The sequence below is a fragment of the Paenarthrobacter sp. AR 02 genome (assembly GCF_021538675.1).
Classification (GTDB): Bacteria; Actinomycetota; Actinomycetes; order Actinomycetales; family Micrococcaceae; genus Arthrobacter.
On sequence record NZ_JAJUKH010000009.1, the window covers coordinates 34,096 to 49,533 of the forward strand.

The window sequence follows — 15,438 nt, forward strand, 5'->3', positions numbered from 1 at the left end:
CATCCCGGGTTGCCTCAGTCGAATATTACGCACCAATACCCCCGGGTTTTGAGCCAAATGGACCATCGGCTTAAGTGAAGAGTGACCATCCCCGCGGATGAGGGCGACCATCCTTTCTTCGCACCCTTAGCACTGCGCCTGCAATTCCGGGCAAGGAGCATCCATGACTTTTGACGTACCCACACACACCACTTCAGGCGCGACGGCCCCTGAAGCAGGGCTGCTTGACGCGCCCGGCTCACTTCACGGCTCTTCGGGATGGTCCTCGAGCGAGCCAACGGGCGGCGCAGTGCACGGCGCCGATACCGGCGAGCGGGCGCGTCACAGCAGTTTTGACGGCAGTTTTGACGGGAACGGGTCAGCCGTCGGATTCTGGGAAGAGCAGGCGCGCCGCCTGCACTGGGCAGCCCCGTGGCACACGGCCCACACCTGGACTCCGGTTGACGTTGAAGCCAGCCGCGGGCCGGAGATCAGATGGTTCGACGGCGGCAAGCTAAACGTTGCGTACAACTGCGTGGACCGGCACGTGCTCGCCGGAAAAGGTGACAGGGTTGCCCTTTACTTCGAGGGCGAACCCGGTGACCGCCGCGCCATCACCTACGCAGAGTTGCAACGCGAGGTGTCCAAGGCCGCGAACGCACTGATTTCGCTGGGAATCACCAAAGGCGATCGTGTAGTCATCTACCTCCCGGTGATCCCCGAAACCGTGATCATCACCCTGGCCGTGGCGCGCATCGGGGCAGTCCATTCACTGGTGTTTGGCGGGTTCTCTGCCGAGGCATTGCGGTTCCGGGTAGAGGACACCCAGGCGAAACTCCTGGTCACCACCGATGGCCAGTTCCGCCGCGGGGTTGCAGTGCCGGTCAAGGACAACGCCGACGCCGCAGTCTCCGGTGATAACGCCATTGAGCACGTGCTCGTCATCAACCGGACCACACCTGCTGAGGATCTGGGCACCGTAACCATGAAGGAGGGCCGGGACGTCTGGTGGCACGACGTCGTTGATACTGCCTCCGAGGTCCACGAGCCCAAGGCCTTCGACGCCGAGACTCCGCTCTTCATCATGTACACCTCCGGAACCACCGGAAAGCCGAAGGGACTGGTCCACACGTCCGGGGGCTACCTGACGCAGGCATCGTGGAGTTTCGAGTACCTGTTCAGCAACCCCGATCCTGCGCTGCGGGACCAGGACGTCCACTGGTGCACGGCGGACCTTGCCTGGGTCACCGCCCACACCTACGAGATCTACGGTCCGCTGTCCAACGGAGCCACCCAGGTGATCTTCGAGGGCACGCCCAACACCCCGCACCCCGGCCGGCACTTCGAGATCATCGAACGCTACAAGGTCACCCAGTACTACACGGCACCCACGCTGGTCCGCTCCCTCATGGGCTGGTTCCCGGACGGCGTGCCGGACAGCTACGATTTCTCCTCGATCCGGGTGCTGGGAACCGTGGGCGAGGCCGTCAATCCCGAGGCCTGGCGCTGGCTTCGCCACAACATCGGCGGTGGCACTGCGCCCATGGTGGATACCTGGTGGCAGTCCGAGACCGGCGCCACCATCATGTCCCCTTCGCCCACGGACACGTCCTTCAAGCCGGGCTGCGCGGCGCGCGCCCTTCCGGGCGTGAGCACCCGCGTGGTGGATGAGGCCGGTCGACGCACCCGGCCCGGCGAGCAAGGCTTCATCGTGGTGGACCGCCCCGGCCCCGCCATCGCCAGGACCGTGTGGGGAAACCCTCGGCGCTACTTCGACTCTTATTGGAGCCAGTACGCGGAACAGGGTTGGTTCCTTGCCGGCGACGGCGCCAAATACGATTCCGACGGCGACATCTGGATCCTTGGGCGCGTGGACGACACCCTCAATGTCTCCGGACACCTGCTGTCCACCATTGAGATCGAGTCCGCATTGGTGTCGCATCCGGATGTGGTGGAAGCCGGAGTCTGTCCGGTGCCCGATCCCACCACCGGGCACGCCGTCGTCGCGTTCGTCGTGCTTCGAAGCGGCTCCAATGAGCGTGAAGCGGAAGTCGCCAACAACCTGCGCAACCACGTTGCCAAGGAGATCGGCCCGATCGCCAAGCCGCGCGACGTCGTCGTGGTCGCGGACGTACCCAAGACCCGCAGCGGCAAGATCATGCGCCGGCTGTTGACCCAACTCTTTGAGGGGACCGCTTTGGGCGATACCACCTCACTCCAAAACGAGCCGGCAATCGCCGGAATCCAGGACGTCCTGCGCGAGCGGGCACTAGTGAAGGAAAATTCATGACCGAGATCAGCAACGTCGCACGACTCTCCGAGCCGCTCAAGTTCGCCTACTGGGTGCCCAACGTTTCCGGCGGCCTGGTGGTCTCCACCATCGAGCAGCGCACCGGCTGGGACTTTGACTACAACAAGAAGCTCGCCCGGATCGCGGAGAACTCCGGCTTCGAATATGCGCTGACCCAGACCCGTTACGCCGCGTCTTACGGGGCCGACAAGCAGCACGAGGCAACATCCTTCAGCCTGGCCCTCCTTGCAGCCACCGAACGCCTCAAGGTCATCGCCGCCGTCCACCCGGGAATGTGGCACCCCGGCGTCCTGGCGAAGTACATCATCACCGCCGACCACATCTCCAACGGACGTGCCGCCGTCAATATCGTCTCCGGCTGGCTCAAGAGCGAGTTCACCAACTTCGGCCTCGAATGGCTGGAGCACGACGAACGCTACGTTCGCACCGAGGAATTCATCAACGTCCTCCGCGGCCTGTGGACTGAGCAGGGCTATAGCCAAGACGGCAAGTACTACAACATCACCGACTTCACCCTGAACCCCGCCCCGGTTGCGGTTCCCGGCCGGGCGCACCCGGAAATCTTCTTCGGTGGAAATTCGACGGCGGCCCAGGCCACCGCCGGCCGGGTGGCCGATTGGTACTTCTCCAATGGCAAGGACCTTGAGGGCTTCAAGGAAAACATCGCCGGCGTCGTTGCGGCGGCAGGCGAAACGAAGCGCGGCACCGAAGGCGCCCTTGCTGCGCCGCGGTTCGGCCTCAACGGCTTCGTGATCGCCCGGGATTCAGAGAAGGAAGCCCGCGACACCCTCCGCGAAATCGTCGAGAAAGCACACAAACCGGCAGTCCAGGGCTTCCGCGACGCCGTGCAGGAAGCCGGCGCCTCCACGAAGGACGGCAAGGGCATGTGGGCCGACTCCACCTTCGAGGACCTGGTCCAGTACAACGATGGCTTCAAGACCCAACTGATCGGCACTCCGGAGCAGATCGCTGAGCGGATCGTGGAGTACAAGAAGATCGGCGTGAACCTGTTCCTCACCGGCTACCTGCACTTCCAGGAAGAAATCGCGGCCTTCGGCCAGGACATCCTGCCGATCGTCCGCGAACTCGAGGCCGACCTTGCCCGCAGGAACGGCACTGAGCTGGACCTTTCCTCCACACCCGTCGCCGAGTCGGTGGCAGTCTGATGGCTGACCGCACTTTCGGTTTCCGCACCCGCGCGCTTCACGCCGGCGGCACCCCCGACGCCGAGCACGGCGCCCGGGCGGTGCCGATCTTCCAGACCACGTCCTTCGTGTTCAAGGACACCGACGACGCCGCCAACCTGTTCGCGCTGCAGAAGTACGGCAACATCTACTCACGCATCGGCAACCCCACCGTGGCCGCTTTTGAAGAGCGCATCGCTTCCCTCGAGGGTGGCATCGGCGCTGTTGCGACGTCGTCGGGCATGGCTGCCGAGTTCATCACGTTCGCCGCGCTGACCCAGTCCGGCGACCACATCGTGGCCGCATCCCAGCTTTACGGCGGTACGGTCACCCAGCTGGACGTATCGTTGCGCCGCTTCGGTGTGGACACCACGTTCGTGCCGGGAACCGACCCTGCGGACTACGCCGCGGCCATCCAGGAAAACACCAAGGCGCTCTTCGTCGAGGTAGTGGCCAACCCGTCGTCGGAAGTCCAGGACCTTGCCGGGCTGGCCAAGGTAGCGCACGACGCCGGTATCCCCTTGGTGGTCGATGCCACCTTGAGCACGCCTTACCTCGTGCGTCCGATCGAGCACGGCGCCGACATCGTGATCCACTCCGCCACCAAGTTCATCGGCGGACACGGCACCACCCTTGGCGGCGTCATCGTGGAAAGTGGGCGCTTCAACTGGGGCAACGGCAAGTTCCCCATGATGACCGAGCCCGTGCCGTCCTACGGAAACGTCTCCTGGTGGGGCAACTTCGGCGAATACGGCTTCCTGACCAAGCTGCGTTGCGAGCACCTCCGCGACATTGGTCCGGCGCTCTCCCCGCTCTCCGCCTTCCAGCTCCTGCAGGGTGTGGAGACACTCCCCCAGCGCCTGGACGAGCACTTGAAGAACGCGCAGGCCGTCGCGGAATGGCTGGACGCCGATCCGCGGGTTGCCTACGTGAACTACTCCGGCCTGCCATCGCACCCGCACTTCGAACGAGCACAGAAATACTTGCCCAAGGGCCCAGGCTCCGTGTTCTCCTTCGGTGTTGCCGGTGGACGGGCAGCTGGACAGAAGTTCATCGAATCGCTGCAGCTGGCATCCCATCTGGCCAATGTGGGCGATTCACGGACGCTCGTCATCCACCCGGGTTCCACCACGCACCAGCAGCTCAGCGCAGCACAGCTCGAATCCGCGGGTGTCCCGGAAGACCTGGTCCGGATCTCCGTGGGTTTGGAGGACCTGGATGACATCATCTGGGACCTTGACCAGGCACTTACCGAGGCGCAAGCAGCTGTCGAAGTCCCATCAGAAGTAGGAGCGAAAGCATGAGCACCACGGAACGAACCTGGCAGGGCCCTTCCGCTCCCGAGCGCCTGTCGCTCCTGCGCCAGGCCAAGTCCATCGCGATCGTTGGTGCCTCGGACAAGCCGTCCCGCGCCAGCTACTTCGTGGCCACCTACCTGCAGTCGTCCACGCGCTACAAGGTGTATTTCGTGAACCCCGTGGTGAAGGAGATCCTGGGCCAGCCGACGTACGCTTCGCTGGCCGATCTTCCCGAGTCCCCGGACATCGTCGACGTTTTCCGTAAACACGACGACCTCCCCGGGGTCCTGGACGAAGCTGTCGCGGCCGGCGCCAAAACCCTGTGGCTCCAGCTGGGTTCCTGGCACGAACAGGTGGCCCGCGATGCTGAGGCGGCGGGCCTCAACGTGGTCATGGACCGCTGCGTGAAGATCGAGCACGCCCGATTCCACGGTGGACTCCACCTGGCCGGCTTCGACACCGGAGTGATCTCCTCCAAGCGCCAGGTCCTCGCCTAAGCGGCACCCCGCCGCAGCAGGTCGTCCCCAAGGCGCCCGGCACTAGCGGGTCCAGCTGCCGCCGTGCTTCTTCCACTGCTTCAATTTGTCCGTGATCTCGTTGACCTGCTCCCCGGACCACTGCCTGGGGTAGGACGGCAGTGCTTGGCCCTTGTTCCCGGGTTTGCCGGGCGTCTGCTTGCCCGGTTTGTCCGCCTCAGCCTTGGACATATCGGGCTTGGGCGCAGCGGGACGTTGCAGTTGGTCCTGGCCCGGGCTACCCGGGGCCGGCTTTTCCTGCTGGCCTTTCGCGAAGCCGGACTTGGCCTCATCCGCACCAGGGACATGGGGAGGCTGACCTTCGGGGCCGGGGGCCGGCGCTGGCGCGTTGGCCGCGTCCTGCGCTGGCGTGCTTGGCGCGGCTGGCTCAGCCGGCGCTGGTACGGGGATCGAGGGTGCAGGTGTCGCGGGCGGGAGCGCCGCAGGATCCACCGCGGGCGCTGGCTCGGTGCTGATCTTGGGCGCATCCGGGGCGGGCAGCACAGGCGTGGACGCTGACCAGCGCGGCGCAAAGTTGCCCAGGAGTCCGTCAAAGGACGGGCTGCGGGTGAAGCCCGAACTGGCGGCGGCTACGCCGCTGACGCCCAGTCCCATCGCCGCCACCACAGCAACACTGACGACGGCGGTGCGGTGCTTGTGGCGCCAACGGCGCTTGGAGAGTTCGTCGTGCGGACCGGCCAGCATCGCGGCGAGCTCGGTGCCAGGAGCAGGAGCGGGCACGTTGGCGAATGAACCCAATGAAAGGAGCGCCTGCCGGACATCCGGCGCGTCAGCAAGCTCCGCGTCGAGCATGAGCCCGTCCACGATGGCTTCGCGCTCTGTATCCCTGTATGTCATGGGGCCACGTATTCCTTTACTGCCGAGTGCTCACGGAGGGTAATCAGTGCCCGTCGTTGCAGCTGTTTCACTGCCCCGGCGGATTTCCCCATGATGTCGGCCACCTGTTCCACCGTCAGGCCTGCCACGATGCGCAAGGTCAGGACTTCCCGTTGGTCCTCGCCAAGATGGTCCAACAGCGCCATGACCTCATATGGTGCCAGCCGGTCCAAGGCTTCCGCCTCTGCGGAATTCGATTCGCGGGTATCCCGCTCGGGCTCGAACTCGTGATGATCGGGCGCCCGGAGTTTCTTCCGGTGCTCGTCCACCATGCGTGCGTGGGCGACCGAGAAGATGAAAGTCCGCAGGCCGTTGACGCCTCCGCTCACATCGTCCAGCCGAGGCAGGACCGCCAGGAACACATCCTGCGTGACTGCCTCAGGATCGGGCACGCCTTTGGCTGTCAGGTAACCGAGCACCTGGCCCGCATAGGCCTGGTAGATGGCGCTGAACAGTTCCGCGTTATTGTCCTTGAGTGCGTGAAGCGCTTCGTCGGTCAATGCGTCGGTCACAGGATTTGGGACTTTCGATCGGCGGCAGGTCCGTGGTTGTGGAGCCAGGTCTTCCGCCAAAGCTCGACGGACAACCCCACCAAGGGTAACTGCTCATCCGGACCATCCGTAGGGAAGACCCGCTTGCCTGAGGAAAACTCCCTCGGGCAAAGAAGAGCCGAGCTGGAACATGATGGGGGACAAATTCCAGCTCGGCCCTTTCAATGACGTAATCGTCAGGGGACGCCAAAGGGTTACGCGGGGTACGAATCTTTTTTAAGGAATTTTCTGAGGGGATTTGCCAGGCCGGTATCCGGGCAGTGGTGGTGCTTGTGATTGGTAGCTGTGGCCGGTGGGTGTGGTGATTCTGAGCGTGTGCCGGTTTCCTGCTTCGGGTGTGGACTTCCAGCCGGGGATTTCTTTGGTGTGGTTGCAGGCTTCGCAGAGCCCGGCCCCGTTGTGAACGGTGGTGGGACCGTCTGAGTGCCACGGGACGATGTGGTCCAGGTGCAGGCTGGGCGCGTCGCAGTAGGGGGTGCGGCAGGTGTTGTCTCGTGTTTGGATGAAGCGTCGTATTCCGGGTGGGAAGAAGCGTGCCCGTGAGTTGGATGCGAGCAGTTCACCGGTCTCCGGAGCGGTGTAAAGCCGGCGGACCCAGACGTTGAAGTCCTGGTAGTAAGCCCCGGGCCCTTCACCGACTTGTCCGTTGCTGAGCAGTTCCCGGGCCCAGCCGGCGGGAACGATCCCGTAGCCATTCAGCCGTGCCGGTTCGCTGTCTCCGGCCAGGAGGGTCCTGTCGGTCATGACCAGTTGCAGGTCGATACCCGTGTACCCGGCCGCGGTGCCGGTGATCCGCTCCACCAGGGTGTCGGCCATGACCTGGCCCTTGGACCGGGTATCACCGGCGGACCGGGCCGTACCAGCTTGCCGGGTCAGTGCCGCGAACACGGCGACGCCTTGGGCGACGGGCAACAGGGCGGTCAGGTAGGCCATGGTGTCCGGCGCCGGGCGGAGGCTGACATACCGTTCGGACGCGGCGTGCGCTGCGCGTTCGGTCACAGAGCGGGGATCACGCCGGTACGCCGCGGCCTTCACGGCGGCAGCGATGGCTTTGTCCCCGGCACCATCGAACGTGCCGGTGTCGGGGGCCAGTTCCTCATCCACTGCGGCCCGGTCCTCAGCAGATAAGCACGCCGTTTCCTTGACCAGCAGCGTTGCCCGCCACTCGTTCAACTGACCTGACTCCAGCGCGGCCATGGTGTGCGGCATCTCCGTGACCAGAGCCTTGGCCAGGCCCAGCAGCCGGGAGCCTTTGTTTGGTGACTCCCGCCGGGCCAACGCCACCTGCGCCCCAATACCCTTGCCCCGCTCCGAAGCCGGGATACCTTTCTCTGCCTGCTCCTGCCGCTGGGCCAGGTCAAACGCCACGGCGATCTTGGCCTGCAAACTCGAGATGGCCGACTTCATATCCTCCAGCACCCGCAACTGCTGGATCAGATCACCACTGACCGTGCCCTCTGGCCCACGGTCAAGGCCTGCCGCAAGCACTGCGGAAGCAGCAGGCACCGGCGCAGCTATAGCTACCCCACCTGCTTGCTGTTCCCGTACCTGCTCCATGACAACACTCTCCCAGCAGGCACCGACAAAATAGAGCCACCAGGCTGGGCACGACGTTGGTCAGGAAGTTCCCTGTTCGTGGATCATCCACTGCGCCGCGCGAATGATGGCTTGATCACCGGACTCCGTTCGAAGACCCGCGATGTCCGAGCGTGTGACCGCAGCACCCTCGAAGAGGCTGATGATGGCCGCGGCAACCCCCTCCACCTCTGGCTCCGGGAGGCCTGGCCTTCCTCGCCGCACCACACCCTGGACGTGCCCCGAGTACTGTTCGTAGAAGGCCCTGAGGGCAGCGGCTGCCTGCTCGTCCGAAGCGGCGAGGGCCCAGATCTCGAGGTGCATCTTGACGTCTGCCAAACCCGAATGTTCGTGGATCAGGGCCGCTAAAAGACGGTGGGAATCGTCCCGGGTCAGTCCACCACCTGCCCCGGGATCGAGGTCCAGCCCGGCGACTTCCGTCAGCCGGTGCAGCGACCGTTCAAGTGTTCTCTCAAGGACAGCCCGAATGAGGTCAGCCCGGGTGGGAAAGTAGTGCTGCAGGTGCCCGATCCGTACGCCGGCGGCAGCGGCAAAGTCCCGCATCGCAGCGTTGGCGTTGCCCTTCGTGACCAGGACTTCTTCAGCAGCGTCCAGCAGCGCCGCTTTCCTCAGGGCGCCCTTGCTTTCGGTCATGACCTCAATATTGTCACACCCTGTGCTTCCATTTCCGCGAGACGAGAGAGCGGATCAGGCGCGGATTCGGGGAAGGAAACACCCGGTCGGGCGCCCTCTGCAAGCACCGTCTGCAACCCGAGCAAGCCGCCCAGCGCCGTGAGGTGCGCTTGTCCTTGGGGATCGGAAATGACAGCAGTCCGCGTTCCATTCGGGCCCTCCACATCCACCCGGATGTGCGCGGTTCCGCCTGCACCCGGCGAGTACAGCAAGGATCGGCGCAGCGGCGTCCACCGCTCACCGCTCCCCCAGCGGAACAGTCCCACCGCACGGGCGGCGAGCAACGCCGTCGTCGATGCGTTAGAACTGAACCCGATCCTGGTAGCCACCGAGCCCGCGCCGATGGTCAGCGGCAGGGTGAACTGCTCGGGGGTGTCCAGCCGCGCCACTTTGGTGCGGTGCCCGGCGATGTCCACCCAGCGCGCATCCGTCAACGGGCTGACGACGGCGGCCTGGCCGCGTTTGCGTACTTCGAAGTCCAGTCCCAGCCGGTCCATGAAGTCCACGGAGTCGACTCCGGCCTGGTCGTTGATGTCGTAGCGGATGGCGATATCAATCTGGTCCGCACCGCCGGCCTCCTGCGCCAAGGCTGCGGCGACGATGTTGGTGACTCCGCCCATCCATCCGGAGCTCAGCAATACGGGAGCCGTCGGCTGGAGGAGGGTTGCCCGAGTGACTGCCCTGGTGACCCGGCTGGTCCAACGCGTGACATCCACGTAGGGAATTCCGGAAATGGCGGCGGCGCGAAGGACCCTGTCGTCGGGGTCATTTACGGTGCTGATCACAGCCCTGACCTTGGCCGCGAAGGGTTCGGGGTGGTTGAGGTCCCACTTCCTGACCGTCACATTCCCGCTGGCCAAGTGGCTGCCACGGGCCGGGTTTCTGCCGGTGAGGAGCAGGGGCCATTCTTTCGGGGCAAGCCGGGTCAGCGCTGTGCCGACGGTGCCGTATCCGCCCACGATCAGCACTGGACCGGCGGTATCAAGTTCAAGGAGATCATTCATGAAAATTATTATAGGTCATTTGACCTAGAAATCCCGTTGGGGTGGGCCTGTAGCCCATGGCCGGGCCGGAGTAGGCTGCACTTATCTGCCGGAGCAATACCCCTGAGTAGGCAAAGGAGAATCATGACACTTCCTCCGATCCACGAGCCCGAACCGTTTCCCCCGGATCCCGGGCCCGTGCCGCCACCGCCGGATCCCACTACCCCGTTCCCCCCAAGCCCCATCCCGGATCCCAATCCCACACCGGGCCCGACGCCCACTCCCGATCCAGGCCCCGTGCCGCCGCACCCGAACCCGGACCCCACCTTCTGACGCTCCTGGATTAAATACGACGGCGGCCGGTTGCCTGGGAGGGCAACCAGCCGCCGTCGGGGTTTAAGTCGCTTTAGGCGACGGCCCTCTTGATGAGTTCCACGATCTTCGCTTCAACCTCCGGCGTGATCTCCTTGAGGGCAAAAGATGTAGGCCACATGGGTCCGTCGTCGAGGGCGGCGTTCTCTTCGAAGCCGAGCGTCGCGTAACGGCTCTTGAATTTGTCGGCGCTCTTGAAGAAGACGATGTTCTTCCCGTCCTTGGCGTAGGCCGGCATGCCGTACCAAGTCTTTGGAGTCAGCTCCGGGGCGTGCTCCCTGACGATTTCGTGGAGGCGCTTGGCCATGGCCTGGTCCGACTCAGGCATTTCGGCGATCTTCGCCTGGACGTCCGCCTCACCATCTGCGGCGGACGATTTCTTCCTGGCGGTCTTCTTCAGTTCCTGCGCGCGCTCCTTCATTGCCGAGCGTTCATCATCGCTGAATCCGTCGTAGGACTTTGTCTTGTCAGCTGTTCCTGTCCCAGCCATTTCGCGGCCCCCTGATCTGTTGGACGTTGTTTGGATACCTCAACGGTAGGTGCGCCTTGCGCCGGATGCTTCTCCGATCCTGCTCGCTTGCCGGTGCGGCAGTCTTGAGGTTTTCCTGAGGAACTGTTGCAGGTTTGCACGAGTGGTTCTTGAGGGTGGCCCGGCAGAGTAGTTCCCAAGCCCCGCCGGGTCTGATCGGATTCTTCAACCCCAGCCCGATCAGGCCCGGCGCGAAACACCAGAAGGAGGATGACCACCATGACCACGCAGAACAGCGTCCTGCGCAGCCTGGTGATCGCCGCCGTCGTTATTCTTGGCCTGGTGGGGGCGCCGGCAGCGGCGTTTGCCGCGTTCAGCGACACTGACCAAAACGCCTCGCAGTTCTCCACGGCCAGCCTCGCCGCACCGGCAACGGCGAACGTGTCCATGAGCTGTTCGCTCGGTATCCGGGCCACTGTCACTGTCAATTCCTTCGGGGCAGTAGCCAACGCGAACTACCACGACATCAAACTCTTCAACCGCTCCGGGACACTCGAGTTCACCGGCGACCTCAGCAAAGCCAGCGGAAAGACCTACACCTCCGGCTACCAAGTGATCGGAACCTGGACCTACGAAATCCGCGGCTACTACAAGGTCCCGGGCACCACCAATGTCTGGACGGGCAAAGTCCTCAAGGGCACGCTGACCTGCTGACCCGGCGGGCACCCACACACTCCAACGGCCCCGACACGCTTATGCAGATGGCGTATCGGGGCCGTTGGCCTTTTGCGTTCCGGGCTAGGAGAACCGGCCCGGCCGGAACGTAGCGAACATGGGGTGCTTGTCCCCGGTCAGGATCTCACCGGAAAGCAATTCGCCTGCGATGAGGCCCAGAGTGGCACCTGAGTGGGTGAAAGCTACGAAGCAGCCCGGTACCTGGCCGAGTTCCCCGAAGACGGGTTCGCCGTCGCCCGGGATTGGCTTGTACCCGATCTTCCACGATGCAGGCTTAAGCTCGGGGTTTCCCGCGATCAGCCTGGACGACTCGTCTGCCAATTCCTGGACGACATCATCAGGGATGGTGAACGAACCGTCCGCATGCTCCGTGATGTGCTCTTCATACCAGTCGTGGTCCAAGGCAAAAGTGTTGCCCGGGTTAGGTCGCACGGCGGCGCGCGGCGTATTCATCACTGCGGCGACCTGGTGCTCAACGGGCTTGGTAACAACAAGCATGGAGACCGGCGAACCGTTCGGTATCTCGACGCCGAGCGGCCTCACGACGGCGGGCGTTGCAGCGCCGCAGGCTACGAGCACGGCGTCCGCCGGGTACGTTGCACCTCCGGCGGTTTCGACGCCGGTGGCCCGGCCGCCGTCGACCATCACCGAGGCTTTGCCTGCATTGAGGACCAGCCGGCCGCCAAGGGCGTGGAATTCTTCCATCAGGAAGTTCACCAAATCCGGCAGGCTGACCCAGCCCTCGCCGGGATTGAAGATTGCGTTCTCCGGGACGGCACTGGCGTCGATCCCGGGAGTAGCCGAGGCAATCTCTTCCGGCGCCAGGAGCCTGGAGTCGTAGCCGATTGACGTCTCGTAGGCGTGCCGGGCTTTGGTGACTTCGCTTTGACCGGCGGAGTTCCACATGAGGCCGCCGCCGAACTGAAGCCATTCACGGTTGGGATCGGCGGCGAAGAGCGTGCGGTACCGGTCAACGCCGGCCATGCGCAACTGGTGATAGGGAGTGGAGCGCTCTCCAGCAGAGTTGAGCCAGGACAGGGAACGGCCGGAAGCCTCGCTGGCCAGCCCCTGCTCGGTCAAAAGGGTAACGGTTGCACCTTGGCGGAGCAGGTGCACCGCGGTGGAGACGCCCAGGATGCCGCCGCCAATGACGGCGACATGCTTGGTAACGGTGGAAGACATGCGTGATCTCTCTTTCAGGTTCTGGCGGGTGGAGCATGTTGGCGCTATGCGCCACCTAGGCGAAGGCGTGAATGTTTTCGATGATTTTGAGGGTTTCCAGTGCCTCTGCCGGATGCACGGGCAACGGTCCTTGGCCACGGATCGACGCTGCAAGTTCCGCGTAGAACCGGGGGTAGTCGCCTCCTTCCGCCGGCACTGGCGTGGCCAAACCGTCAACTCCCAAGAGGCCCCAGGATTCTTCGGGTTCATTGCCGTAGGCAGCGTCCGACGGCGTGACTCCGGCTGCCAGCGCGGGTTCCTGTCCGTCGAGCCCCCACTTGGTGTACCCGGCTTGGGAGCCCAGGACGTGGAACCGTGGGCCAACCTGGGCCGCCATGCCGTTCATCCACAGCCGTGATCGAACGCCCGATTCGTGACGCAAGGAGACGAAAGCCTCGGTGTCCGCAGCCTCCGGATGCGGCCCGTGGTTGGCGGTCTCGCCATAGCTCTCCTCCACAGGACCGAAAAGTTGGATGGCTTGGTCGATCAGATGGGCGCCGAGGTCGTGAAGTATGCCGCCGCCTTCGGCCAGTGTCGCTGAATCACGCCAGTTGCCAAAGCCTGCAGGCCGCCACCATTCAAACCGGGACTCAAAGGTCCGCACATCCCCGAGTGCGCCGTCCTGCAGCAGCCTTCGGAGTGTAAGGAAGTCGGCATCCCACCGGCGGTTCTGGAAAACCGTCAGTTGCACACCGGCGTCGGAAGCCCGGGCGGCCAACTCCTCACCGTGGGCGACCGTGATAACAAAAGGCTTGTCGACTACTACGTTCAGCCCGTGGGCGATGGCCATGGCCCCCAGCTCCAGGTGCGTCAGCGGCGGTGTTCCGAGCACCACCAGGTCAAGCTCCCCGGCAAAAGCGAACAGCTCCTCCGGCGTGGCCACGATTCTCGTCTGCGGGTACTGCCGGGCAGCCTCCGCCCTTCGGTGCGGATCGGCCGTGACGATGATGTCCAGCGAGTAGTTCGGGTCCGCCGCGATCAGCGGAGCGTGGAAAACCTTGCCGGAGACACCAAACCCGACGACGGCGGTTCGGATGGGTGCCACTGCTGGCCTGCCCATCACAGGACTTCCGAGAGAAAGCGTTGCAGGCGTTCACTGCGCGGGTTGTCGAAGAGCTCGTTAGGGGTGCCGATCTCCACCACTTCGCCCTCGTCCATGAACACCACTTGGTCGGCTACCTTGCGGGCGAAGCCCATCTCGTGGGTAACAACCAGCATGGTCATGCCGCGGCGGCCAAGGCCTGCCATGAGGTTCAAGACGCCTTTGACGAGTTCGGGGTCCAGTGCGCTCGTGGCTTCGTCGAACAGCATGACCTCTGGCTCCATGGCAAGCGCGCGGGCGATGGCAACACGCTGCTGTTGACCGCCGGAGAGGTCCCTTGGCCTATGGTCGGCCCGCTCAGCGAGACCGACTTCCGCCAGTCGGCGGCGGGCCCGTTCCCGTGCCTCCGCCTTGGACATTCCCTTGACGCTCCAGAGGGCGAGCGCCACGTTCTCGAGGGCGGTGTGGTCCGGGAAGAGGTTGAAGTGCTGGAACACCATGCCTATGCGTGCTCGGAGAACGTCAGGCTTGACGGTGAGGGCGCTCTCTCCTGCAAGGAGGACGTCACCGCTTTTGGGTTCGTGGAGTCGGTTGACTCCTCGCAGCAGCGTGGACTTGCCGGATCCGGATGGGCCAATGATGCATGTGGTGGTTCCCGGAGCCACGGAGAGGGTGACGTTGCGGAGCACTTCAACGTCGCCGTAGGCCATGGTCAGGTTCTGCAATTCCAGGCTGGACCCGTGGAACTTTTCGATGTCCTGGTTTGGCTTGTTGGTGCTGGTCGCACTGCTGCTTGTGAGGTTCACGTGTTGCACCCGGTGATGAGCGGCGAAGCCGCGTCGAGTTCCTTGACTTCCTTCAGCCCACTGGTTGGTGCGGTGGGACGGCGTCGGCCGGTTCGGAACTTGTTGTCGAAGTAGTTGACCAGGTGGGTCAGGGGGACGGTGATGATCAGGTAGAAGATACCGGCCATGACCAGGGGCGAAAGGTTGCCGGAGAGCACTGCTGCGTCCTGCCCTACCCGGAACAGTTCGCGCTCGCTGACCAAGAGCCCCAGGAAGTACACCAGCGAGGAATCCTTGACGATGGCAATGAACTGGTTCACCAAGGCAGGCAGCACGCGGCGCACTCCTTGCGGGACCACCACGAGTGCCATGGACTTGGTGTAGCTCATGCCCAGGGCGCGGCAGGCTTCGCCCTGGCCCTTGTCCACGCTAAGGATGCCGGCGCGGAAGATCTCTCCGATGTAGGCACTGGCGATGAGGCTCAGCGCGATGATTCCCAGCGGGTAGGGGGAGGGACCGAACACGGACTGGCTCAGCCGGGCAAAACCCTGGCCGATCAGCAGGATCGTAAGGATCGCAGGGAGCCCGCGGAAGAGGTCGGTGTAGATCCTTGCAGGGATTCGCAACCACTTCGACCGCGAGATTCCCATCACCGCTACCACCATGCCCATGACTACGCCAAGGATGGTTGCTGCGAAGGAGATGATCAGGGTGTTGAGGAGGCCAACTCCGAGGAGTTGGGGCAGCACTTCGACCATGGCATCAAAGTCGAGGAACGTGCGGCTGATGGTGTTGAGCCAATCCATTGGGTGCTCTCAGACGTTGGTT

16 protein-coding genes are annotated in these 15,438 nt (G+C 64.0%); 6 read left to right on the forward strand and 10 right to left on the reverse strand.

Translation table 11 applies throughout. From position 1 onward, the window contains the following. Positions 1–163 precede the first annotated feature (163 nt). From acs to LRQ04_RS15655, 4 genes are read left to right on the forward strand one after another with little or no spacing between them, the layout of a single operon-like run. Complete coding sequence (gene acs, locus LRQ04_RS15640) at positions 164–2,269, forward strand: acetate--CoA ligase (protein ID WP_235521289.1); 2,106 nt, start codon at positions 164–166, stop codon at positions 2,267–2,269. After that, positions 2,266–3,456: a dimethylsulfone monooxygenase SfnG gene (gene sfnG, locus LRQ04_RS15645; protein ID WP_235521292.1), complete on the forward strand. Its 1,191-nt coding sequence runs from the start codon at positions 2,266–2,268 to the stop codon at positions 3,454–3,456. Before acs ends, sfnG begins: the two co-directional genes overlap by 4 nt. Further along, a complete protein-coding gene (locus LRQ04_RS15650; protein WP_235521294.1) occupies positions 3,456–4,778 on the forward strand; it encodes an O-acetylhomoserine aminocarboxypropyltransferase/cysteine synthase family protein in 1,323 nt (440 codons plus the stop codon). Before sfnG ends, LRQ04_RS15650 begins: the two co-directional genes overlap by 1 nt. Beyond that, entirely contained in the window at positions 4,775–5,269 is a 495-nt protein-coding gene (locus tag LRQ04_RS15655; RefSeq protein ID WP_235521295.1) for a CoA-binding protein, read from the forward strand. Before LRQ04_RS15650 ends, LRQ04_RS15655 begins: the two co-directional genes overlap by 4 nt. Before the next feature lie 42 nt (positions 5,270–5,311). Here the strand turns inward: LRQ04_RS15655 and LRQ04_RS15660 are convergent, their stop codons facing one another. The 5 genes from LRQ04_RS15660 to LRQ04_RS15685 all read right to left on the reverse strand — a co-directional run bounded on the left by LRQ04_RS15660 (position 5,312) and on the right by LRQ04_RS15685 (position 10,007). Beyond that, positions 5,312–6,145, reverse strand: coding sequence for a hypothetical protein (locus LRQ04_RS15660; protein ID WP_235521419.1), 834 nt, complete (start codon positions 6,143–6,145; stop codon positions 5,312–5,314). After that, on the reverse strand, positions 6,142–6,696 hold the full coding sequence (locus tag LRQ04_RS15665; RefSeq protein ID WP_235521296.1) for an RNA polymerase sigma factor: 555 nt from the start codon (positions 6,694–6,696) through the stop codon (positions 6,142–6,144). The genes LRQ04_RS15660 and LRQ04_RS15665 overlap by 4 nt, the downstream gene beginning before the upstream one ends. A gap of 255 nt (positions 6,697–6,951) precedes the next feature. After that, complete coding sequence (locus LRQ04_RS20775; RefSeq protein WP_374198959.1) at positions 6,952–8,292, reverse strand: DUF222 domain-containing protein; 1,341 nt, start codon at positions 8,290–8,292, stop codon at positions 6,952–6,954. Between the two features lie 60 nt (positions 8,293–8,352). Further along, on the reverse strand, positions 8,353–8,964 hold the full coding sequence (locus tag LRQ04_RS15680; RefSeq protein ID WP_235521298.1) for a TetR/AcrR family transcriptional regulator: 612 nt from the start codon (positions 8,962–8,964) through the stop codon (positions 8,353–8,355). After that, entirely contained in the window at positions 8,961–10,007 is a 1,047-nt protein-coding gene (locus LRQ04_RS15685; protein WP_235521299.1) for a saccharopine dehydrogenase, read from the reverse strand. The genes LRQ04_RS15680 and LRQ04_RS15685 overlap by 4 nt, the downstream gene beginning before the upstream one ends. Positions 10,008–10,130: 123 nt before the next feature. On the opposite strand from LRQ04_RS15685, the gene LRQ04_RS15690 reads away from it, so the two are divergent. Continuing rightward, complete coding sequence (locus tag LRQ04_RS15690) at positions 10,131–10,319, forward strand: hypothetical protein (protein WP_235521300.1); 189 nt, start codon at positions 10,131–10,133, stop codon at positions 10,317–10,319. Positions 10,320–10,392: 73 nt separating this feature from the next. Here the strand turns inward: LRQ04_RS15690 and LRQ04_RS15695 are convergent, their stop codons facing one another. Continuing rightward, complete coding sequence (locus LRQ04_RS15695) at positions 10,393–10,848, reverse strand: iron chaperone (RefSeq protein WP_235521301.1); 456 nt, start codon at positions 10,846–10,848, stop codon at positions 10,393–10,395. 258 nt (positions 10,849–11,106) lie between these two features. Between LRQ04_RS15695 and LRQ04_RS15700 the strand changes: the two genes are divergently transcribed. Next, positions 11,107–11,541, forward strand: a complete 435-nt coding sequence (locus LRQ04_RS15700) for a hypothetical protein (RefSeq protein WP_235521302.1) — start codon at positions 11,107–11,109, stop codon at positions 11,539–11,541. Between the two features lie 84 nt (positions 11,542–11,625). Here LRQ04_RS15700 and LRQ04_RS15705 read toward each other — a convergent pair whose 3' ends face one another. From LRQ04_RS15705 to LRQ04_RS15720, 4 genes are read right to left on the reverse strand one after another with little or no spacing between them, the layout of a single operon-like run. Further along, complete coding sequence (locus tag LRQ04_RS15705) at positions 11,626–12,744, reverse strand: FAD-binding oxidoreductase (RefSeq protein WP_235521303.1); 1,119 nt, start codon at positions 12,742–12,744, stop codon at positions 11,626–11,628. Between the two features lie 55 nt (positions 12,745–12,799). Further along, entirely contained in the window at positions 12,800–13,843 is a 1,044-nt protein-coding gene (locus tag LRQ04_RS15710; RefSeq protein ID WP_235521306.1) for a Gfo/Idh/MocA family oxidoreductase, read from the reverse strand. Next, positions 13,843–14,631, reverse strand: coding sequence for an amino acid ABC transporter ATP-binding protein (locus LRQ04_RS15715; RefSeq protein ID WP_308194955.1), 789 nt, complete (start codon positions 14,629–14,631; stop codon positions 13,843–13,845). Before LRQ04_RS15715 ends, LRQ04_RS15710 begins: the two co-directional genes overlap by 1 nt. Continuing rightward, positions 14,628–15,416: an amino acid ABC transporter permease gene (locus LRQ04_RS15720; protein WP_235521307.1), complete on the reverse strand. Its 789-nt coding sequence runs from the start codon at positions 15,414–15,416 to the stop codon at positions 14,628–14,630. The genes LRQ04_RS15715 and LRQ04_RS15720 overlap by 4 nt, the downstream gene beginning before the upstream one ends. Between the last annotated feature and the right edge of the window lie 22 nt (positions 15,417–15,438).